The sequence below is a fragment of the Streptomyces sp. NPDC096048 genome (genome assembly GCF_044763415.1).
In the GTDB taxonomy this organism is placed as follows: domain Bacteria; phylum Actinomycetota; class Actinomycetes; order Streptomycetales; family Streptomycetaceae; genus Streptomyces.
The window spans coordinates 118444-138725 of sequence record NZ_JBIWGG010000012.1 but is presented as its reverse complement, the minus strand read 5'-3'; the positions used below and the strand labels follow the sequence as shown (position 1 = coordinate 138725).

The following is a 20282-nucleotide window of genomic DNA, read 5'->3' as shown; positions in this document are numbered from 1 at the left end:
CTTCCTGCGCCGCCGGTGAGCGGGCCGAAAAGGCCGGGAACCGGAAGCGCAACGCTAGAACAAGATCCCCCCCGGGGCTTGCGTTCCAGTGGCCTATGGTGTAATTGGCAGCACGACTGATTCTGGTTCAGTTAGTCTAGGTTCGAGTCCTGGTAGGCCAGCTCGCAGAGCTTATCTGCGCCGCGGAGATCATCCGCAAGGCCCCCGTTGTGTAGCGGCCTAGCACGCCGCCCTCTCAAGGCGGTAGCGCCGGTTCGAATCCGGTCGGGGGTACAGATCCTTCCCGCGGGGACGGTCAGGGTAGCTCCCGCCGTCGCTGACGCAGGATCGCTAGGGCCCCCGTTGTGTAGCGGCCTAGCACGCCGCCCTCTCAAGGCGGTAGCGCCGGTTCGAATCCGGTCGGGGGTACGAACTGGTCTAAACCACATTGGTCTATGGTGTAATTGGCAGCACGACTGATTCTGGTTCAGTTAGTCTAGGTTCGAGTCCTGGTAGACCAGCTCGGATCTGCGGAAACGCAGTTCCTCGCCCCCGTTGTGTAGCGGCCTAGCACGCCGCCCTCTCAAGGCGGTAGCGCCGGTTCGAATCCGGTCGGGGGTACATGAGCCCAAGGGGGCTCCCGCTCAGGCGGGAGCCCCCTTCGGCGTTCACTCGATGCCGTAGCGCCGCGCCGACTCCTCCTCCTGCGCCGGCCGGTGCAGCGCCGGGGGGTACCGGCCGGAAGATCACCGCCGACGCGACCGCCGTCTCGGCCTTCTCCGCCTCCGAGCCGGGCCTTCTCCGCCTCCGAGCCGTGGGTTGCCATGAAGTCCAGGTCCCGCCGGGCCACCTCGATCATCAACTCGGCGTACGGAGCCAACAGTTCGGCGTCCCAGGGGTAGTCCAGCCGCCTCGGCGCGGCCACCGCCGTCGCCGGCGAACGGTGTCCGGGGGAGAGGGAGGCCAACTCCCGGGAGGCCTCCCGGCCGAGCAGCTCCAGCGGCCGGCCCGCCTCGGCCCGCGCGGCACGCGGCGTACCTGGTGTCCGAGGGGTCGTACGAGTCGATCTACGCGGCCATGCCGGCCTTCGGGCCGGCGGCGGCGCGGGGCAGGTGCCGCCGGAGCGGCGGGGCGAGCGGGCCGGGGGCCGGCTCGCGTACCGCTCGGGGGAGCGGGCGGCGTCCGGGGAGGCCTGAGGGCATGGGGGAGGGCCCGCCGCGGCGTTGAGGCAGGCCCGTTCCCGGTGACGTACCGAGGTGTGGGCGCGGTCAGCCCGTGCGGCGCAGCGCCTCCGAGAGGCGGCCGGCGGCGTCGATGATGGCCTGGGCGTGCATGCGGCCCGGGTGGCGCGTCAGGCGCTCGATCGGGCCGGAGACGGACACGGCGGCCACCACGCGGTTGGAGGGGCCGCGCACGGGCGCGGAGACGGACGCCACGCCCGGCTCCCGCTCGCCGATGGACTGGGCCCAGCCGCGGCGGCGTACCCCGGACAGCGCCGTCGCCGTGAAGCGGGCGCCCTGCAGTCCGCGGTGGAGGCGCTCGGGCTCCTCCCAGGCCATGAGGATCTGCGCCGAGGAGCCGGCCTTCATTGTGAGCGTGGAGCCGACCGGGACCGTGTCCCGCAGGCCCGAAAGGCGCTCGGCCGCGGCCACGCAGATGCGCATGTCGCCCTGGCGGCGGTAGAGCTGGGCGCTCTCGCCCGTGACGTCGCGCAGGTGGGTGAGGACCGGGCCCGCCGTGGCGAGCAGGCGGTCCTCGCCCGCCGCCGCGGCCAGTTCGGCCAGGCGCGGGCCGAGAATGAAACGGCCCTGCATGTCGCGCGCCACCATACGGTGGTGCTCCAGCGCCACGGCCAGGCGGTGGGCCGTGGGTCGTGCCAGTCCGGTCGCACCGACCAATCCCGCGAGGGTGGCCGGGCCGGACTCCAGAGCGCTCAGGACGAGGGCCGCCTTGTCCAGAACGCCGACGCCGCTACTGTTGTCCATGAAACGATACTCCCGTCTCACTCTGTGAAACGCAAGTTCAATTTTCCATGGAACCCGCCACTCTTGATGGCAGGAAGTCACAACGGCCCGTGACGAGTGGGCCTGGTGGCGGTTGCCCGGAAACACAGGGGTGAGGGCAGCCGCTTCCCCAAGATCTCTAGTTGGGTCGGCGCCTCGTCGCCGGCCGGAGGGAAAGCGATGGGTAGGACACTCGCGGAGAAGGTCTGGGACGACCACGTCGTCCGGCGCGCCGAGGGCGAGCCCGACCTCCTCTTCATCGATCTGCACCTGCTGCACGAGGTGACCAGCCCGCAGGCCTTCGACGGCCTCCGCAAGAGCGGCCGCCCCGTGCGACGGCTCGACCTGACCATCGCCACCGAGGACCACAACACCCCGACGCTCGACATCGACAAGCCCATCGCCGACCCGGTCTCCCGGGTCCAGCTGGAGACGCTGCGCAAGAACTGCGCGGACTTCGGCGTCCGGCTGCACCCGCTGGGCGACGTCGAGCAGGGCGTCGTGCACGTCGTCGGCCCGCAGCTGGGACTGACCCAGCCCGGCACCACCGTGGTCTGCGGCGACTCGCACACCTCCACGCACGGTGCCTTCGGCGCGCTGGCGTTCGGCATCGGCACCTCCCAGGTCGAGCACGTGCTGGCCACCCAGACGCTGCCCATGGCCCGTCCGAAGACCATGGCGATCACCGTCAACGGCGAACTGCCCGACGGCGTCACGGCCAAGGACCTGATCCTGGCGATCATCGCGAAGATCGGTACCGGCGGCGGCCAGGGCTACGTCCTGGAGTACCGGGGCGAGGCCATCGAGAAGCTCTCGATGGAGGCCCGGATGACCATCTGCAACATGTCGATCGAGGCCGGCGCTCGCGCGGGCATGATCGCCCCCGACGGGACCACCTTCGCCTACCTCCAGGGCCGCCCGCACGCCCCCGAGGGTGCGGACTGGGACGCGGCGGTGGAGTACTGGAAGACGCTGCGCACGGACGACGACGCCGAGTTCGACGCCGAGGTGGTCATCGAGGCCGCCGAGCTGGCGCCGTTCGTCACCTGGGGCACCAACCCGGGCCAGGGTTCGCCGCTGTCCGCCACCGTCCCCGACCCGGCTTCGTACGAAGACGCTTCGGAGCGCTTCGCCGCCGAAAAGGCCCTGGAGTACATGGGGTTGGAGGCCGGGCAGCCGCTGCGCTCCATCAAGGTGGACACCGTCTTCGTAGGTTCCTGCACCAACGGCCGCATCGAGGACCTGCGCGCCGCCGCCGAGATCGTGCGGGACCGCAAAGTCGCCGACGGCGTACGGATGCTGGTCGTCCCCGGCTCCGCGCGGGTGGGTCTCCAGGCCGTCTCCGAGGGCCTGGACGTGGTCTTCAAGGAGGCCGGCGCCGAATGGCGGCACGCGGGCTGCTCGATGTGCCTGGGCATGAACCCGGACCAGCTGGCCCCGGGTGAGCGCTCCGCGTCCACCTCCAACCGCAACTTCGAGGGGCGGCAGGGCAAGGGCGGCCGTACCCATCTGGTGTCGCCGCAGGTCGCGGCCGCGACGGCGGTCCTGGGCCACCTGGCCTCCCCGGCCGACCTGTCCGCCGACGTCCCCACGCCCGCTGGAGTCTGAGAGTCATGGAAGCATTCACCACGCACACCGGCCGGGCCGTCCCGCTGCGGCGCAGCAACGTCGACACCGACCAGATCATCCCCGCCCACTGGCTCAAGAAGGTGACGCGGGACGGGTTCGAGGACGGGCTGTTCGAGGCCTGGCGCAAGGACCCGCAGTTCGTGCTCAACCGGCCCGAGCGCGAGGGCGCCACGGTCCTGGTCGCCGGCCCCGACTTCGGCACCGGCTCCTCCCGTGAGCACGCCGTCTGGGCGCTGCAGAACTACGGCTTCAAGACCGTGATCTCCTCCCGCTTCGCCGACATCTTCCGCGGTAACTCGCTGAAGAACGGCCTGCTCACGGTGGTCCTCGACCAGAAGATCGTGGACGCCCTGTGGGAGCTGACGGAGAACGACCCGCAGGCCGAGGTCACGGTCGACCTCCAGTCCCGTGAGGTCCGCGCGGAGGGCATCACCGCCTCCTTCGAGCTGGACGAGAACTCCCGCTGGCGGCTGCTGAACGGTCTGGACGACATCTCGATCACCCTCCAGAACGAGGCGGCCATCTCCACGTACGAGGCGAAGCGCCCGTCGTTCAAGCCGCAGACCCTCCAGGTCTGACCGCGGGGCTTCCTCGGAGGCCCCCGCAAGGTCGAGTTTCGGCCACCCAACACCCCGGCTGTACCCCCGATCGGCCCGATCGGGGGTACAGCCGTTTCTGCTCCCGGTCGCGCGTGCGGGGCACGGTTGAGTCGCTCAACTTCCCACGTTAGAGGCGTGGTTGCCGGGGTACGCGAGTCCCGGAGGCGCGGCTTCTCGGTGTGCTCGGAAGGCCGTTCGAGGCCGCAGTTGCCCCCTGCGCAGGCGACAACTCGCCCCAGATGGCACAATCTGTGCATGGAACACGACGGCCAACTCGAGCTCTATACGGCGGTCGCGGTCCGGCTCAAGGAAGCGCACACAAGAGTGCGCGCACTGCAAGTCCCGGAGGGCGTACGGATGGCGCTGACCCGGAAGCTGCTGGTCATTACGGCCGCGGCCAAACACGATCTCGCCGGTGCGGCAAGGCGCCTGGATCGGTTCACCGCCGACCTCGACGAGGGTCGATTCCCCGAAGAGGAAGGCTGAACAGGCCGGGACCGCCCGAGTCCGTTGCGGCACAAGGGTGATTAGCCCGTTTCGTGTTTGATTTGCGGTATATATCTGCCTAACGTGCGAAAAAGCTTGAACACATTCGTTCTGGCGATGTCTCCGAAGGGGAAGACGTGAACAAGGCGCAGCTCGTAGAAGCGATTGCCGACAAGCTGGGCGGCCGGCAGCAGGCCGCCGACGCTGTCGACGCGGTCCTGGACGCCCTCGTCCGTGCAGTGGTCTCGGGCGACCGGGTCTCGGTCACCGGCTTCGGTTCCTTCGAGAAGGTCGACCGCCCGGCCCGCTACGCCCGCAACCCTCAGACGGGCGAGCGGGTTCGGGTCAAGAAGACCTCCGTGCCGCGCTTCCGCGCGGGCCAGGGCTTCAAGGACCTGGTGAGCGGCTCGAAGAAGCTCCCGAAGAACGACATCGCGGTCAAGAAGGCCCCGAAGGGCAGCCTGTCCGGCCCGCCGCCCACCATCTCCAAGGCCGCGGGCAAGAAGGCCGCCGCCAAGAAGGCCACGGGCGCCGCCAAGAAGGCCACGGGCGCGGCCAAGAAGACGACCGCGACGGCGAAGAAGACGACCGCGAAGAAGACCGCCGGCGCGGCGAAGACGGCGACGGCGAAGAAGGCCCCCGCCAAGAAGTCCACCGCCAAGACCACCACGGCGGCGGCGAAGAAGACCACGGCCAAGAATGCCCCCGCGAAGAAGGCGACCGCCAAGAAGGCCCCGGCCAAGAAGTCGACCGCCCGCAAGACCACCGCCAAGAAGGCCACCGCCCGCAAGAAGTAGCAGGTAGCAGCAGGTAGCAGCAGGCGACCGGGCACAGGGGCACTCACGCGCCGGGCCGGACTCCCTCTCGGAGTCCGGCCCGCGGCGTGTTCGGGGCCCGTAGGTCCCACAGGTCCCGGCGGAGCAGGCGGAGCAGGGGAGCAGGGGAGCCCGCGGAGCGGCACGCTCAGAACGTCTGGAGCGTCACCAGCGTGATCCGGCGCTCGGCGCCCGCGCCCTCGCTCTCGATCCGCACCCGCTGTCCGGGCCGCAGCAGTCTCAGGCCCCCCGCGTCGAACGCCGCCGCGTCGAAGGGCACGGGAGTGCCGTCGTCGAGCAGCACCTGCCCGCAGCGGCTTTCGGGGTCGTACGTGTATGCGGTCGCCTGCATGTCGGCAGCCTACTGCCCGGCGATCAGCAACCGCGCCGCCACCGCGGCCGTACGGGGCCCCACCCCCAGCGCCAGCGCGATGCGCAGATCGCCGCCGGTGTCGACGTCCTGTCGTACGGAATCCACCGAGCCGAGGCTCAGTTCCACCGCGCCGGACGCCCGGTGGCGGACCCGGGAATCCGTACCGAATGCGGGGGTCAATTCCCGGCCCGGCGCCGCGGCCAGCAGGGTCGTTCCGATTCCGGCCGCGTCCGGGAGAAAAGCGCGGGGGAATTGCGCGGCCGCCACCAGGACCCGCGTCAATTCCGCCGGCCGCAGCGCGGGCAGATCGGCGTTGAGCGCGGCCACCGGACTTTCGGGACGTGCCGCGCGTACGGCGGCCGCGCCGTGTGCCAGGGCGGCGTTCAGGCCGCCGCCCGGCTCGTCCGGGACGATCCTCGCGCCCAGCGCCGCCAGCTCCCGTCCGGCCCGCGCGTCGTCCGTGACTACCGCCACATCCGCCACCGCCGGGCAGGCCAGCGCGGCCGCCACGGTGTCCTGGGCGAACGCCAGCGCGAGGTCCGGCCGCACCCCGCCGTCCGCGGTGTCCGCCAGCCTGCTCTTGGCCCGGGCAAGGGGCTTCACGGGTACGACCAAGGTCCACTGCACGGGCGTTCCGTCCTTCTCTCGTCGCGGTCATTGTCACCTGGGGGACCTGGCGGTTCACTCTCCGGGGCGTACGGTGTTCTCGACAGACGGGCGGCCCGGGGCGACACTTGTCCGGCCCCAGGCCCTGGAGGAAAGGTGTCAGCGTGCCCCGCCGCAGAATCGGCTTCTGGTACCGCTTCGCCGCGGTGATCTGCAAACCGCCGCTGGTGGTTCTGATCAAGCGGGACTGGCGGGGAATGGAGAACATTCCGGCCGACGGTGGATTTATCACTGCCGTGAACCACAATTCGCACGTCGACCCCTTCGCGTACGCGCACTACCAGTACAACACCGGGCGCGTCCCGCGATTCCTGGCGAAGAGCGGCCTTTTCAAGAAGGGATTCGTCGGTGCCGCGATGCGGGGCACCGGACAGATCCCCGTCTACCGCGAGAGCACGGACGCGCTCAGCGCGTTCCGGGCCGCGATCGACGCCGTGCAGCGCGGCGAGTGCGTCGCCTTCTACCCCGAGGGCACCCTCACCCGCGACCCGGACGGCTGGCCGATGACCGCCAAGACCGGTGCCGCACGCGTCGCCCTCCAGACCAAGTGCCCGGTGGTCCCGGTCGCCCAGTGGGGCTGCAACGAACTGCTGCCGCCGTACTCCAGGAAGCCCAGCCTTCTCCCGCGCAAGACCCACCGTGTGCTGGCGGGGCCGCCGGTCGACCTGTCGCGGTTCTACGACAAGGAGATGACCACGGAGCTCCTGAAGGAGGCCACCGAGGTCATCATGGCCGCCGTCACCCGCCAGCTGGAGGAGATCCGCGGCGAGAAGGCGCCCGAGACCCCCTACGACCCGCGCCGGGAGCGGATCGAGCAGCGGCGCCGGACACAGGCCCAGAACCAGCAGGCCCAGAATCAGCAGGCGCTGAACGGGCAGGCCCAGAATCAGCAGGCGCTGAACGGGCAGGCACAGAACCACCAGGCGCCGAACGAGCAGACACAGACCCGGCAGTCGCAGCAGGCAGAAGGGCAGAGCACGTGAGCAACCCGGTCAAGGCGGCCGTCTTCGGCACCGGATCGTGGGGCACGGCCTTCGGCATGGTCCTCGCCGACGCGGGGTGCGACGTCACCCTGTGGGGGCGCCGCGCCGAACTCTCCGACGCCGTCAACTCCACCCGCACCAACCCGGACTACCTGCCCGGCGTGGAACTCCCCGCGGGCCTGCGGGCCACCACCGACGCCGCCGAGGCCGCGCGGAACGCCGACTTCACCGTCCTCGCGGTCCCCTCCCAGACGCTGCGCTCCAACCTCGCCGACTGGGCACCCCTGCTGGCGCCCGGCACGATCCTGGTGTCCCTCATGAAGGGCGTCGAACTCGGCTCCGCGATGCGGATGAGCGAGGTGATCGACGACGTCGCCAAGGTCGGCGCCGAGCGCATCGCCGTGGTCACCGGACCCAACCTGGCCCGGGAGATCGCCGCCCGCATGCCGGCCGCCGCCGTGGTCGCCTGCCCGGACGAGTCCGTCGCCCAGCGCCTCCAGACCGCCTGCCACACGCCGTACTTCCGCCCGTACACCAACACCGACGTCATCGGCTGCGAACTCGGCGGCGCCGTCAAGAACGTGATCGGGCTCGCCGTCGGCATCGCGGACGGCATGGGCCTCGGCGACAACGCCAAGGGCTCCCTCATCACCCGCGGCCTCGCCGAGACCACGCGCCTCGGTGTCGCCCTCGGCGCCGACCCGCTGACCTTCTCCGGACTGGCCGGACTCGGCGACCTGGTGGCGACCTGCTCCTCGCCGCTGTCCCGCAACCACACCTTCGGCACCAACCTCGGCAAGGGCATGACCCTCCAGGAGACCATCGCGGTCACCAAGCAGACCGCCGAGGGCGTCAAGTCCTGCGAGTCGGTGCTCGATCTGGCCCGCAGGCACGGCGTCGACATGCCGCTCACCGAGACGGTCGTCGGCATCGTGCACGAGGGCAAGCCTCCGGTGGTCGCGCTCAAGGAGCTGATGTCGCGCAGCGCGAAGCCCGAACGACGCTGAGCGACGCTGAGCCGCACCGGCACGGAAGCCGGGCGTCCACCCGCGCCACGCGGTCCCGCCGACGCTGTCTCGCGGCACCGCGGGCGGGTACTCTCAACGCGATATGAGCACCGAGAACCTCCCCCAGAGCCCCGAGCAGCCGCCTCGCAAACCGCGTGTGGCCGTCGTGTTCGGCGGGCGCAGCTCCGAACACGGGATCTCCGTGGTCACCGCCGGCGCCGTCCTCGCGGCCATCGACCGGACGCGGTACGACGTCCTGCCGATCGGCATCACCAGGGACGGCCGCTGGGCCCTCACCGCCGACGAACCGGAACGCATGGCGATCACCGACCGCCGTACGCCCGACGTCGAGGAGCTGGCCGAGTCGACCGAGGGCGGCGTGCTGCTTCCCGTCGACCCCGCGAGCCGCGAGGTCGTCTACAGCGAAACCGGCTCGGTGCCCAAGGCGCTGGGTGAGGTCGACGTCGTCTTCCCCGTGCTGCACGGCCCGTACGGCGAGGACGGCACCCTCCAGGGCCTGCTGGAGCTGTCCGGTGTGCCCTACGTCGGAGCGGGCGTGCTCGCCTCCGCCGTCGGGCAGGACAAGGAGTACATGAAGGCGGTGTTCACCTCCTACGGGCTGAAGGTCGGCCCGTACGTGGTGATCCGGCCCCGCGAGTGGGAGCAGGACCGTTCCGGCGCCCGCGAGAGGATCGTGGACTTCGCCGGTGAGCACGGCTGGCCGCTGTTCGTGAAGCCCGCGCGCGCGGGTTCCTCGATCGGCATCACCAAGGTCGACGACCTCTCCGGCCTCGACGAGGCGATCGAGGAGGCCCGGCGCCACGACCCGAAGATCCTCATCGAGGCGGCGCTGCGCGGCCGGGAGATCGAGTGCGGGGTCCTGGAGTTCGAGGACGGCCCCCGCGCCTCCGTCCCCGCCGAGATCCCGCCGCCCTCGGAGCACGCGTACTACGACTTCGAGGCCAAGTACATCGACTCCACACCCGGCATCGTGCCCGCCCCGCTCACGCCCGAGGAGACCGCCGAGGTCCAGCGGCTCGCCGTCGAGGCGTTCGACGCGGCCTCCTGCGAGGGCCTGGTGCGCGCGGACTTCTTCCTCACCGAGGACGACGAGTTCGTGATCAACGAGATCAACACCATGCCCGGCTTCACGCCGATCTCCATGTACCCGCAGATGTGGCAGGCGAGCGGCGTGAGCTACCCGGAACTGGTGGACCGGCTGGTCCAGGCGGCGCTGCGGCGGTCCACGGGACTGCGCTGACATCCTGCCGCACGTCCGGACCGGAAGGCGATCCCCTCGGGGGTCGCCTTCCGCAGTATGATCAGCGGGTTTCCCCGGCCCGCCGTCCGTCGGTGACAGCGCCTTGTCCGGGTTCCGGCACAGCTCGGTGACCTCGTGTCCGGGGCGGGAACCACCGCCGACCCGCTGTCGTCTGCTGAGGAGCAGCCTGCGGCGGCGATCAGCAGAGCGAGAGCGAGCGGGCGGAAGGGGGGTCAGAGATGAACGACCGGGCAGGTCAGAGTACGGGTGATGCCGTCCACTTGCTGGACCTTGGCGACCACCATGCGACCCAGGTCGTCGACGGTGTCGGACTGGGCGCGGACGATGACATCGTAGGGTCCTGTCACGTCCTCGGCCTGGATCACTCCAGGGATCTTGCTGATCGTCTCGGCGACGGTCGACGCCTTGCCGACCTCCGTCTGGATCAGGATGTACGCCTGTACCACGGAACCTCCAGAGCGGCCACGAGGATCATGTGGGGAAAAGGAACGCCACGGTATCGCGTCACCGCTCTTCGCGGGGAGACCCGCGGGGTGCGGGCCCCGCGTGCCGGGGTGCGGGAATGACACGAGCCGACGATGACGCCGACCGCGGCGACGGCCACTTCGACCGTAGCGAGGACAGAGATGACGCGCGACCGGGCACGGACAGGGACAGAAGGGGAGCCAAGGCGATGAAGGGCACTGTTGGTGAGCTGGGGGAGTTCGGGCTCATCAGGGAGCTCACCTCCCGTCTCACCACCACCCCGGCGGTCCGGGTCGGTCCCGGCGACGACGCCGCGGTGGTGGCCGCGCCCGACCGCCGGGTGGTGGCCAGCACCGACATCCTCGTGGAGGGGCGGCACTTCCGCCGGGACTGGTCCACCGCGTACGACGTGGGCCGCAAGGCGGCGGCGCAGAACCTGGCCGACATCGCCGCCATGGGCGCCGTACCGACCGCACTGCTGCTCGGCCTGGTCGTGCCCGCTGAACTGCCGGTGACCTGGCCGACCGAGCTGATGGACGGGCTGCGCGACGAGTGCCAGGTCGCGGGCGCCTCCGTGGTCGGCGGCGACGTGGTGCGCGGCGACACGATCACCGTCTCCATCACCGCGCTCGGCGACCTGCGCAACCAGGAGCCCGTCACCCGCGGCGGCGCCCAGCCCGGCGACCTCGTGGCGGTGACCGGCTGGCTCGGCTGGTCCGCGGCCGGGTTCGCCGTACTCTCCCGGGGCTTCCGCTCGCCGCGCGCCTTCGTCGAGGCCCACCGCCGCCCGGAACCGCCCTACCACGCGGGGCCGGCCGCCGCGGGCCTGGGCGCCACCGCGATGTGCGACGTGAGCGACGGACTGATCGCGGACCTGGGTCACATCGCGGAGGCCAGCAAGGTCAGGATCGACATCCGCTCCGGTCAGATCGACATCCCGACCCAGATGAACGACATCGGCCAGGCCGTCGGCGTCGACCCCATGCAGTGGGTGCTCACCGGGGGAGAGGACCACGCGATCGTGGCCACCTTCCCGCCGGACGTGAAGCTGCCCGCCCGCTGGAAGGTCATCGGCGAGGTCCTCAACCCCTCCGCGCTGCCCCAGGTGACCGTCGACGGGGCGCCCTGGACCCGCAAGGGCGGCTGGGACCACTTCGGTGAGGACGTGGAGTCATGACACCGCCCCTGGTCCTCACCGTGGCCGGTTCCGACTCCGGCGGCGGCGCCGGCATCCAGGCCGACCTGAAGACGATGCTCGCGCTGGGCACGCACGGCATGAGCGTGCTCACCGCGGTGACCGCGCAGAACTCCCTGGGCGTACAGGGAGCCTGGGAACTGCCCGTGGAGGCCGTGCGGGCCCAGTACCGCAGCGTCGTGGACGACATCGGCGTCCAGGCGGTCAAGACCGGGATGCTGTCCTCCGCGGAACTGGTCGAGGCGGTCGCCGAGTTGATCGGCGGCACGGACGCTCCGGCGGTCGTCGACCCGGTCGGCGTCTCCAAGCACGGGGACGCGCTGCTGGCCGCCTCCGCGCTGGACTCGGTCCGCACCAAGCTGCTCCCGGTCGCCACCGTCGCCACCCCGAACCTCGACGAGGTGGCGCAACTCACCGGCGTACGGGTCGAGTCGGACACCGACCTGCGCCGGGCCGCGGCGGCCGTGCTGGAGTACGGGCCGCGCTGGGTGCTGATCAAGGGCGGCCACCTGACCGGTGACGCCGTCGACCTGCTCACCGACGGATCCGAGGAGCACTGGCTGCGCGCCCCCCGCCTCGACAACCGGCACACGCACGGCACGGGCTGCACCCTCGCGTCGGCCGTCGCCTGCGGTCTGGCGAAGGGGCGGTCGGTACCCGAGGCGGTCGCGGCGGCCAAGGAGTACGTCACCGGGGCGATCGCGGCCGGCTTCGGGCTCGGCGCCGGCATCGGGCCGGTGGACCACGGCTGGGCGCTCGGGCGGGACCACGGCTGAAAGTCCGGGCGGGACCGGCTGAAAGTCCGGGCGAGGCCACTGGGGGCGTTCTTGCGGGACGCCCCCCTGCGGCGTGGCCTGCGGCGTGGCCTGCGGCGTGGCCTGCGGCGTGGGCGGGGCACGGGCGGAGTGTGGGCGGAGCGTGTTCGGGGCGTGGGCGGGACTACCGGCCGGGCAAGGCTTCCGGCACGGCAAAAAGCCGGCCCACCCAAGGTGGACCGGCTCCATGCAGCGGACCAGGCAGTGGCCGCGCGCTCAGCTGACGCGTCAGCGCGAGACCTTCCCGGCCTTGATGCACGAGGTGCAAGCGTTCACGCGCTTCGGCGTCCCGCCGACCACGGTACGCACACGCTGGATGTTCGGGTTCCAGCGACGGGACGTACGGCGGTGCGAGTGCGAGATGTTGTTGCCGAAGCTCGGCCCCTTGCCACAGACGTCGCAGTTGGCAGCCACGGGTCACTCCAAAGACTTCAGATGCACTTACGGTTGACCCCGGCATGCCGGGATCAAGGTTCCGGAGTCGCGAACGGTCCGGTATCTGAGTGGCGGTGCCAGGGGGGAGAGCCCGATCGGGATCGGGCAACCGGAGCAGCATACAACGGCTGCTCCCGTACAACGAAACTACCATGGCAGCTCAGGGGCCCGCCCCGGCCCACTTCCGGTGGGCGCCCTCCCAAGGTCTACGCTGCCTGCCACGTCCAGCAGCTCAGGGAGGCGCAGGTGGCGCAGGTGCCGCAGAGGTTCTTCGACGCTCTGGCGGTGCGTACCTGGTGCGGTCTGTCGCTGCGGGCACTGGGGCGGGCACGCGAGGAGATCGACGCGATCAACGTCTATCCGGTCGCGGACGGGGACACCGGCACCAACCTGTATCTGACCGTCGAGTCGGCCGTCGCCGCTGTGGAGGCGGTGTTCGCGGCGCACGCGGTGGACGCCGGGGAGCCGCGCGCCGAGGTGCCGGGCGCCGAGGTGCCGGACGCGGGCGGCGGTCCCTCGCTGGCCGATGCCGTGGGCGCCATGGCGCACGGCGCGCTGATCGGCGCGCGCGGCAACTCCGGAACGATCCTCGCGCAGCTGCTGCGCGGCATGGCCCAGGTGCTCACCGCCGGGGGTGAACCCGCTCACACCGATGGTCCGGGCCTGCGACTGGCCCTGCGGCACGCGGCCGAATCCGCCCGGCAGGCCGTGGCCCACCCGGTCGAGGGCACCGTCCTGACCGTCGCCTCGGCCGCCGCCGACGCGGCGGACGACGCGGCCGTCGGTGCGGAGGACGGTGCGGAGGACGACTGCGCGGCGGTGGCCCGGGCGGCCTACGACGGTGCCCGCGCGGCGCTCGCCGCGACCCCGGGCCAGCTGCCCGTCCTGGAACGCGCCGGAGTCGTCGACGCCGGCGGCCACGGCCTCGTGACGGTCCTCGCGGCCCTGGTGGAGACGTTCACGGGCCGTGCGCCGGGGCCGAAGCCGGTCGCCGTGCCGCGCGCGTGTGTGGCGCACGGCGACGAGGCCGCCGCGGGGGAGTGCGCCGCGCAGGAGGGCGACGAGAGCGGCCCGGCCTTCGAGGTGATCTACCTCCTGGAGGCCGAGGACGCGGCCGTGGCGCGGCTGCGGCAGCGGCTCGACGCCCTCGGAGACTCGCTCGTCGTGGTCGGCGGCGACGGACTGTGGAACGTCCACGTGCACGTCGACGACGCGGGCGCCGCCGTGGAGGCGGGCGTCGAGGCCGGGCGGCCGTACCGGATCCGGATCACCCACTTCGGGCACGGCGACGCGCACACCGCCGGGAGCGAGCGCCCGCCCCGTGAGCGCACCCAGCGCGCCGTGGTGGCGGTCGTGCCGGGGGAGGGTCTGGCCGGGCTCTACACCGAGGCGGGTGCGACCACCGTGCTCGCCCGCCCGGGGGAGCCGCCCGCGAGCGGGGAACTCGTCCAGGCCGTACGGCGGGCGCACGCGCGCGAGGTCGTCCTGCTGCCCAACGACGCCGAACTGCGCCACACCGCCGCCGCGGCGGCGGAGCAGGCCCGCACCGAAGGCATCCGCGTCGCCCTGATCCCGACCCGCTCCGCGATCCAGGGCATCGCCGCGCTCGCCGTGCACGAGCCCGAGCGGCGCTTCGACGAGGACGTGGTGGCGATGACCTCGGCGGCGGGCGCCACCCGCCACGCCGAGGTCGCCGTCGCCGAACGCCAGTCGTGGACCACGGCCGGCATCTGCCAGGCCGGTGACGTGCTCGGCCTCGTCGACGGCGACGTGGCCGTGATCGGCGCGGACGTCACGGAGGTCGCCGCGACTGTCCTGGACCGCATGCTCGCGGCAGGCGGCGAGCTGGTCACCCTGGTCCTCGGCGACGAGGCACCCGAGACCGTCACCGCCCACCTGGAGGCCCGCGTCCGGGAGGCGTATCTCGCCGTCGACACGGTGGTCTACCGAGGCGGCCGACAGGGTTCGCTGCTGCTGATCGGCGTGGAGTAGGACGGTCGCGGCCGGTACCGCCGGTCTCCCGGGAGGCGGCCGGCCGGTACCGCCGGTTTCCCGGGAGGCGGCCGGCCGGTACCGCCGGTTTCCCGGGAGGCGGCCGGCCGATACCGCCGGTTTCCGGGGCGGTGTGGGGCCATTGTCAGTGGCGTGGTGTGCAATGGATCTCGTGCCCGCACTGCGAGAACCCCTGAAGAAGGTGCTCGGCCCCGCCACCGCGAAGGTGATGGCCGAGCATCTCGGCCTGCACACCGTCGGCGACCTCCTCCACCACTACCCCCGCAGATACGAGGAGCGCGGCCAGCTCACCCACCTCGCCGACCTGCCGATGGACGAGCACGTCACGGTGGTGGCCCAGGTCGCCGATGCCCGCCTGCACACCTTCGCCTCGTCGAAGGCGCCGCGCGGCAAGGGACAGCGCCTCGAAGTCACCATCACGGACGGCCACGGCCGCCTCCAGCTGGTCTTCTTCGGCAACGGCGTCCACAAGCCCCACAAGGAGCTCCTGCCGGGCACCCGCGCGATGTTCGCGGGCAAGGTCTCCGTCTTCAACCGCCGACTGCAACTGGCCCATCCGGCGTACGAGTTGCTGCGCGGCAATGACGACGACGACCCTGCCGAGAGCGTCGAGTCCTGGGCGGGCGCCCTCATCCCCCTCTACCCGGCCACCGCCAAGCTGGAGTCCTGGAAGATCGGCAAGGCGATCCAGACGGTGCTGCCCAGCGCCCAGGAGGCCGTCGACCCCCTCCCCGACTCCCTGCGCGTGGGACGCGGCCTGGTCTCCCTCCCCGAGGCCCTCCTGAAGATCCACCGCCCGCACACCAAGGCGGACATCGAGGACGCCCGCGCCCGCCTGAAGTGGGACGAGGCCTTCGTCCTTCAGGTCGCCCTCGCCCGCCGCCGCCACGCGGAGACCCAACTCCCCGCCGTCCCCCGGAAACCGAGCCCGGACGGCCTGCTCACCGCCTTCGACGACCGTCTCCCCTTCACCCTCACCGACGGCCAGCGGAAGGTCTCCGGGGAGATCTTCGACGACCTCGCCACCGACCACCCGATGCACCGGCTGCTCCAGGGGGAGGTCGGCTCCGGGAAGACGATGGTGGCCCTGCGCGCCATGCTCGCCGTCGTCGACGCGGGCGGGCAGGCCGTGATGCTGGCGCCCACCGAGGTGCTCGCCCAGCAGCACCACCGGTCGGTCGTCGAGATGATGGGGGAGCTGGCCGAGGGAGGCATGCTCGGCGGCGCGGAGCACGCCACCAAGGTGGTGCTGCTGACCGGCTCGATGGGCGCCGCCGCCCGCCGTCACGCCCTGCTCGACCTGGCCACCGGCGAGGCCGGCATCGTCATCGGCACACACGCGCTGATCGAGGACAAGGTGCAGTTCCACGACCTCGGTCTGGTCGTCGTCGACGAGCAGCACCGCTTCGGCGTCGAGCAGCGCGACGCCCTGCGCGGCAAGGGCAAGCAGCCGCCGCATCTGCTCGTCATGACCGCCACGCCGATTCCGCGCACCGTCGCCATGACCGTCTTCGGCGACCTGGAGACCTCCGTCCTGGACCAGCTTCCGGCCGGCCGTTCCCCGATCGCCAGCCATGTCGTCCCGGCCGCCGACAAACCGCACTTCCTCGCCCGCGCCTGGGAACGGGTCCGCGAGGAGGTGTCCAACGGCCACCAGGCGTACGTCGTGTGCCCGCGCATCGGCGACGAGGACGACGACCCGAAGAAGGGGTCCCCCAAGCCCCCCGAGGGTGACGCGGGGAAGCGGCCACCGCTGGCGGTCCTCGACACCGCCGAACAGCTGGCGCAAGGCCCGCTCCAGGGCCTCAGGGTCGAGGTCCTGCACGGCCGTATGCAGCCCGACGATAAGGACGCCGTCATGCGCCGCTTCGCGGCCGGGGAGACCGACGTCCTCGTCGCCACGACCGTCATCGAGGTGGGCGTCAACGTCCCCAACGCCACCGCGATGGTGATCATGGACGCCGACCGCTTCGGCGTCTCCCAGCTCCACCAGCTGCGCGGCCGCGTCGGCCGAGGCTCCGCTCCCGGCCTGTGCCTGCTGGTCACCGAGATGCCCGAGGCGAGCGCCGCCCGGCAGCGCCTGAACGCCGTCGCCGGCACCCTCGACGGCTTCGAGCTCTCCCGCATCGACCTCGAACAGCGCCGCGAGGGCGACGTACTCGGCCAGGCCCAGTCCGGCGCCCGCACCTCCCTGCGCGTCCTCGCCGTCATCGAGGACGAGGAGATCATCGCCGAGGCCCGGGAAGAGGCGGCGGCGGTGGTGGCCGCCGACCCGGAGCTGACGGGCCTGCCCGGGCTGCGGACGGCTCTGGACGCACTGCTGGACGACGAGCGGGAGCAGTACCTGGAGAAGGGCTGACAGACTGGGAGCGGACACCGTCCGCACACCCGAGCAGACCGACAAGGACCCGAAGATGACCCGCGTGATCGCCGGCAAAGCCGGCGGACGCCGCCTCGCCGTCCCGCGGGGAACCGGCACCCGGCCCACCTCCGACCGTGCGCGCGAGGGGCTCTTCTCCACCTGGCAGTCCCTGCTCGGCGGCCCGCTGGACGGCGAGCGGGTCATCGACCTGTACGCCGGTTCCGGCGCCGTCGGCCTGGAGGCGCTGTCCCGGGGCGCCGGGCACGTCCTGCTCGTCGAGGCCGACGCCCGCGCCGCCGGTACGGTCCGGGAGAACGTCAAGTCGCTCGGCCTGCCCGGCGCCGAGGTCCGTGCGGGCAAAGCGGAACAGATCATCCGTACCCCGGCCCCGGCCGAGCCGTACGACATCGTCTTCCTCGATCCTCCGTACGCCGTCTCGGACGACGATCTTCGGGAGATCCTGCTCACACTCCGCTCGGAGGGGTGGCTCACCGGGGAAGCGCTCGTCACCGTGGAGCGCAGCACCAGGGGCGGGGAATTCCGCTGGCCCCAGGGCTTCGACGCGATCCGGTCCCGTCGCTACGGCGAGGGAACGTTTTGGTACGGTCGCGCCGCCTCTACGTGCGAAGACGCACGATGACCGGACCGGAGAGCGAGGGAACTCAAGTGCGCCGCGCCGTCTGTCCCGGGTCATTCGACCCGATCCACAACGGACATCTCGACATCATCGCCCGTGCCTCCAGCCTCTATGACGAGGTCTACGTCGCGGTGATGATCAACCGGTCCAAGAAGAGCCTGTTCGAGATCGAGGAGCGGATCGACCTCATCCGCCAGGTCACCGCCGAGTACGGGAACGTGCGCGTGGAATCCTTCCACGGCCTCCTCGTCGACTTCTGCAAGCAGCGCGAGATCCCGGCCATCGTCAAGGGCCTGCGCGCCGTCAGCGACTTCGACTACGAACTCCAGATGGCCCAGATGAACAACGGCCTCTCGGGCGTGGAGACCCTCTTCATCCCCACCAACCCCACCTACAGCTTCATGTCGTCCTCCCTGGTCAAGGAGGTCGCCACCTGGGGCGGCGACATCTCCCACCTGGTGCCTCCGCTGGTCCTCGAAGCCCTCTCCGCGCGCCTGAAGAAGGACTGACGCCCCCGTCGTACAGCTGCCGGAGACTGACAAGCCGTCACCCGGTGTCCCCCGGACACCCCAGGGTCGTACAGTCGTCCCGTCCGTCTCCAACACAGCTGTAGAGAGTGGCGAGCACACGGTGGACGTGCAGAAGAAGCTCGACGAGATCAGCGCGATGGTCTCCGGCGCCCGCGCCATGCCCATGTCGGCCTCGTGCGTGGTCAACCGCGCCGAACTGCTCTCGATGCTGGAAGAGCTGCGCGCCGAGCTGCCCGGATCCCTCGCCCAGGCCCAGGAGCTGATCGGCGACCGCGACCAGATGGTCGCGCAGGCCCGCCAGGAGGCCGACCGGATCATCGAGAGCGCGCAGGCCGAGCGCGGTTCCCTGATCTCCGACACCGAGGTCGCCCGCCGTTCCCAGGCCGAGGCCGACCGGATCCTCGCCGAGGCCCGCCAGGAGGCCGAGGAGGTCCGCGCCGAGGCCGACGACTACGTCGACTCCAAGCTCGCCAACTTCGAGGTCGTCCTCACCAAGACCCTCGGCTCCGTCGGCCGGGGCCGCGAGAAGCTCCTCGGCACCGGACCCGGCCTCGACGAGAACGGCTACGAGGACGAGGACGCCCCCGAGCGCAGCCACGACCCGGAGATCCTGCGCCGCGACGCCGACACCTACGTCGACACCAAGCTCGGCGCCTTCGAGGCCGTACTCGCCAAGACCCTGGACGCCGTCGGCCGGGGCCGCCAGAAGCTGCACGGCCGGATCGCCACCGACGACCTCGGCGCCCTCGCGGACGACATGACCACCGTCCAGCACTCCAGCGACGCGGACTACCTCGCCGGCCTCTCCGACGCCCCCACCGGGCAGCCGCAGCCGCAGCAGCGGGAGTACGGCGAGCAGCAGCCGGCCGCGGCACAGGTACCGGCGCAGGCCGTGCCGGAGATGCCGACGCAGCAGCCGGCGTACGGCTACGCCCAGCAGCAGCCCGATCCCTACGCGGGCTACCAGCAGGCCTACGGCGGCCAGCAGGACCCGTACGGCTACCAGCAGCAGACGGCGGACCCGTACGCCTACCAGTACGACGCCCAGCAGCAGGCGTACGACGGCCAGCAGGGCTACGCCCAGCCCCAGCAGCCGCAGCAGCCCCCGCAGGCTCAGCCGCAGGCCCTCGACGAGACCAGTCTCTTCGACACCAGCATGATCAGCGCCGAGCAGCTGAGGGCCTACGAACAGGGCCGCGGGCTGTAGCCGAGGACTCCGCCCCGCACGCCGCACCCGGCCGGATTGGGCCGAAAGCGAATGGTCCAGTATCCTGGCTCTTCGGTCGCGCGTACGTCCGCGATCGCCGCTGCCCGGGAACACCGAGGGCGGCACCCCCACACTCACGAAGACCGAAAGCAGGAATGGCTCTGAACGCGCGCCTCGACCACCGCAACCCCCTCGTGTTCGACACACACGAGCTGGGGCGGCGGCCCGGTGCGCTGCAGCGCCTGACCCGCACGGTCGACGCTCCCAAGGACTTCGGTATCCAGGGAGTCATCGGAGTGCCGGAAGGCGCCCCGGTGGAACTCGATCTCCGGCTCGAGTCGGTCATGGAAGGGGTGCTCGTCACAGGCACCGCCCGTGCCAAGGCCGAGGGGGAGTGCGTAAGGTGTCTGGAGCCGCTCGAGCAGCAGCTTGTGGCGGACTTCCAGGAGATGTTCTCGTACCCTGACGCCGACGACCGGGGCCGCCCTGTGGCGGAACCGGCCGACGACGCCGAGGAAGACGAGGACAGGCTCTTCGTCGAGGACGGACTGATCGGCCTCGAACCCGTGCTGCGCGACGCGGTGGTGCTCGCACTGCCGATGCAGCCGGTGTGCCAGGAAGACTGCCCGGGTCTGTGCTCCGAGTGCGGAGTACGCCTGGCAGAGGACCCGGACCACCACCACGATGCCGTCGACATTCGTTGGGCGGCTTTGCAGGGACTCGCCGGTTCACTCGGAGACGGCGAGAAGGACGAGATGAGCGGCGCCGAACCTGGCGTCGACGAGAAGCAGGAGAAGTAGC

20 protein-coding genes and 5 tRNA genes are annotated in these 20282 nt (G+C 71.3%); 20 read left to right on the top strand and 5 right to left on the bottom strand.

What is annotated here, in order from left to right; genetic code table 11:
• The first annotated feature begins 89 nt into the window (after positions 1–89).
• From ACIQ6R_RS30600 to ACIQ6R_RS30580, 5 genes are all read left to right on the top strand, one after another.
• Positions 90–161: transfer RNA gene (locus tag ACIQ6R_RS30600), tRNA-Gln, on the top strand.
• A 39-nt stretch (positions 162–200) separates the two neighbouring features.
• Positions 201–273, top strand: a tRNA-Glu gene (locus ACIQ6R_RS30595).
• Between the two features lie 62 nt (positions 274–335).
• Positions 336–408 (top strand) — tRNA-Glu (locus tag ACIQ6R_RS30590).
• 20 nt (positions 409–428) lie between these two features.
• Positions 429–500 (top strand) — tRNA-Gln (locus tag ACIQ6R_RS30585).
• Between the two features lie 27 nt (positions 501–527).
• Positions 528–600 (top strand) — tRNA-Glu (locus ACIQ6R_RS30580).
• A 647-nt stretch (positions 601–1247) separates the two neighbouring features.
• On the opposite strand, the gene ndgR is transcribed toward ACIQ6R_RS30580, so the two are convergent.
• Positions 1248–1964 (bottom strand): IclR family transcriptional regulator NdgR, encoded by a 717-nt coding sequence (gene ndgR / locus ACIQ6R_RS30575; RefSeq protein WP_121749358.1) that lies wholly within the window; start codon positions 1962–1964, stop codon positions 1248–1250.
• 198 nt (positions 1965–2162) lie between these two features.
• On the opposite strand from ndgR, the gene leuC reads away from it, so the two are divergent.
• From leuC to ACIQ6R_RS30555, 4 genes are all read left to right on the top strand, one after another.
• Complete coding sequence (gene leuC / locus ACIQ6R_RS30570; RefSeq protein WP_404183206.1) at positions 2163–3590, top strand: 3-isopropylmalate dehydratase large subunit; 1428 nt, start codon at positions 2163–2165, stop codon at positions 3588–3590.
• A 5-nt stretch (positions 3591–3595) separates the two neighbouring features.
• Complete coding sequence (gene leuD, locus ACIQ6R_RS30565) at positions 3596–4189, top strand: 3-isopropylmalate dehydratase small subunit (protein WP_404224819.1); 594 nt, start codon at positions 3596–3598, stop codon at positions 4187–4189.
• 276 nt (positions 4190–4465) lie between these two features.
• Entirely contained in the window at positions 4466–4696 is a 231-nt protein-coding gene (locus tag ACIQ6R_RS30560; protein WP_121749361.1) for a hypothetical protein, read from the top strand.
• A gap of 137 nt (positions 4697–4833) precedes the next feature.
• On the top strand, positions 4834–5493 hold the full coding sequence (locus ACIQ6R_RS30555; protein WP_404224818.1) for an HU family DNA-binding protein: 660 nt from the start codon (positions 4834–4836) through the stop codon (positions 5491–5493).
• Positions 5494–5659: 166 nt separating this feature from the next.
• On the opposite strand, the gene ACIQ6R_RS30550 is transcribed toward ACIQ6R_RS30555, so the two are convergent.
• The gene (locus tag ACIQ6R_RS30550; protein ID WP_404183197.1) at positions 5660–5863 is read right to left on the bottom strand and encodes a hypothetical protein; all 204 of its coding nucleotides are present in this window, start codon (positions 5861–5863) and stop codon (positions 5660–5662) included.
• A 9-nt stretch (positions 5864–5872) separates the two neighbouring features.
• The gene (cofC, locus tag ACIQ6R_RS30545) at positions 5873–6511 is read right to left on the bottom strand and encodes a 2-phospho-L-lactate guanylyltransferase (RefSeq protein ID WP_404183194.1); all 639 of its coding nucleotides are present in this window, start codon (positions 6509–6511) and stop codon (positions 5873–5875) included.
• A 143-nt stretch (positions 6512–6654) separates the two neighbouring features.
• On the opposite strand from cofC, the gene ACIQ6R_RS30540 reads away from it, so the two are divergent.
• From ACIQ6R_RS30540 to ACIQ6R_RS30530, 3 genes are all read left to right on the top strand, one after another.
• On the top strand, positions 6655–7533 hold the full coding sequence (locus ACIQ6R_RS30540; protein WP_404224817.1) for a lysophospholipid acyltransferase family protein: 879 nt from the start codon (positions 6655–6657) through the stop codon (positions 7531–7533).
• A complete protein-coding gene (locus ACIQ6R_RS30535) occupies positions 7530–8540 on the top strand; it encodes an NAD(P)H-dependent glycerol-3-phosphate dehydrogenase (protein ID WP_404183188.1) in 1011 nt (336 codons plus the stop codon). The genes ACIQ6R_RS30540 and ACIQ6R_RS30535 overlap by 4 nt, the downstream gene beginning before the upstream one ends.
• A gap of 103 nt (positions 8541–8643) precedes the next feature.
• Positions 8644–9801, top strand: coding sequence for a D-alanine--D-alanine ligase family protein (locus ACIQ6R_RS30530; RefSeq protein WP_404224815.1), 1158 nt, complete (start codon positions 8644–8646; stop codon positions 9799–9801).
• Positions 9802–10034: 233 nt separating this feature from the next.
• On the opposite strand, the gene ACIQ6R_RS30525 is transcribed toward ACIQ6R_RS30530, so the two are convergent.
• Positions 10035–10268: an Lrp/AsnC family transcriptional regulator gene (locus tag ACIQ6R_RS30525; protein WP_053137604.1), complete on the bottom strand. Its 234-nt coding sequence runs from the start codon at positions 10266–10268 to the stop codon at positions 10035–10037.
• 227 nt (positions 10269–10495) lie between these two features.
• On the opposite strand from ACIQ6R_RS30525, the gene ACIQ6R_RS30520 reads away from it, so the two are divergent.
• Together ACIQ6R_RS30520 and thiD are read left to right on the top strand one after the other, a co-directional pair.
• Positions 10496–11464, top strand: coding sequence for a thiamine-phosphate kinase (locus tag ACIQ6R_RS30520; RefSeq protein ID WP_404183182.1), 969 nt, complete (start codon positions 10496–10498; stop codon positions 11462–11464).
• On the top strand, positions 11461–12258 hold the full coding sequence (gene thiD, locus ACIQ6R_RS30515; protein ID WP_404224814.1) for a bifunctional hydroxymethylpyrimidine kinase/phosphomethylpyrimidine kinase: 798 nt from the start codon (positions 11461–11463) through the stop codon (positions 12256–12258). Before ACIQ6R_RS30520 ends, thiD begins: the two co-directional genes overlap by 4 nt.
• 267 nt (positions 12259–12525) lie before the next feature.
• Here thiD and rpmB read toward each other — a convergent pair whose 3' ends face one another.
• Positions 12526–12711 carry a 50S ribosomal protein L28 gene (gene rpmB, locus ACIQ6R_RS30510; RefSeq protein WP_013000438.1) on the bottom strand — a complete coding sequence of 62 codons (186 nt, stop codon included), beginning with the start codon at positions 12709–12711 and terminating at the stop codon, positions 12526–12528.
• Positions 12712–12978: 267 nt separating this feature from the next.
• Here rpmB and ACIQ6R_RS30505 point away from each other — a divergent pair, with 267 nt between their 5' ends.
• The 6 genes from ACIQ6R_RS30505 to ACIQ6R_RS30480 all read left to right on the top strand — a co-directional run bounded on the left by ACIQ6R_RS30505 (position 12979) and on the right by ACIQ6R_RS30480 (position 20281).
• Positions 12979–14724 (top strand): DAK2 domain-containing protein, encoded by a 1746-nt coding sequence (locus tag ACIQ6R_RS30505; protein WP_404224812.1) that lies wholly within the window; start codon positions 12979–12981, stop codon positions 14722–14724.
• A 163-nt stretch (positions 14725–14887) separates the two neighbouring features.
• Positions 14888–17104: an ATP-dependent DNA helicase RecG gene (gene recG, locus ACIQ6R_RS30500; protein WP_404224810.1), complete on the top strand. Its 2217-nt coding sequence runs from the start codon at positions 14888–14890 to the stop codon at positions 17102–17104.
• Positions 17105–17159: 55 nt separating this feature from the next.
• The gene (gene rsmD, locus ACIQ6R_RS30495; protein WP_404224808.1) at positions 17160–17747 is read left to right on the top strand and encodes a 16S rRNA (guanine(966)-N(2))-methyltransferase RsmD; all 588 of its coding nucleotides are present in this window, start codon (positions 17160–17162) and stop codon (positions 17745–17747) included.
• 26 nt (positions 17748–17773) lie between these two features.
• The gene (coaD, locus tag ACIQ6R_RS30490; RefSeq protein ID WP_404183484.1) at positions 17774–18253 is read left to right on the top strand and encodes a pantetheine-phosphate adenylyltransferase; all 480 of its coding nucleotides are present in this window, start codon (positions 17774–17776) and stop codon (positions 18251–18253) included.
• Between the two features lie 121 nt (positions 18254–18374).
• Entirely contained in the window at positions 18375–19481 is a 1107-nt protein-coding gene (locus ACIQ6R_RS30485) for a cell division initiation protein (protein ID WP_404224807.1), read from the top strand.
• A gap of 155 nt (positions 19482–19636) precedes the next feature.
• Positions 19637–20281 carry a YceD family protein gene (locus ACIQ6R_RS30480; RefSeq protein WP_404183164.1) on the top strand — a complete coding sequence of 215 codons (645 nt, stop codon included), beginning with the start codon at positions 19637–19639 and terminating at the stop codon, positions 20279–20281.
• Position 20282 lies beyond the last annotated feature (1 nt).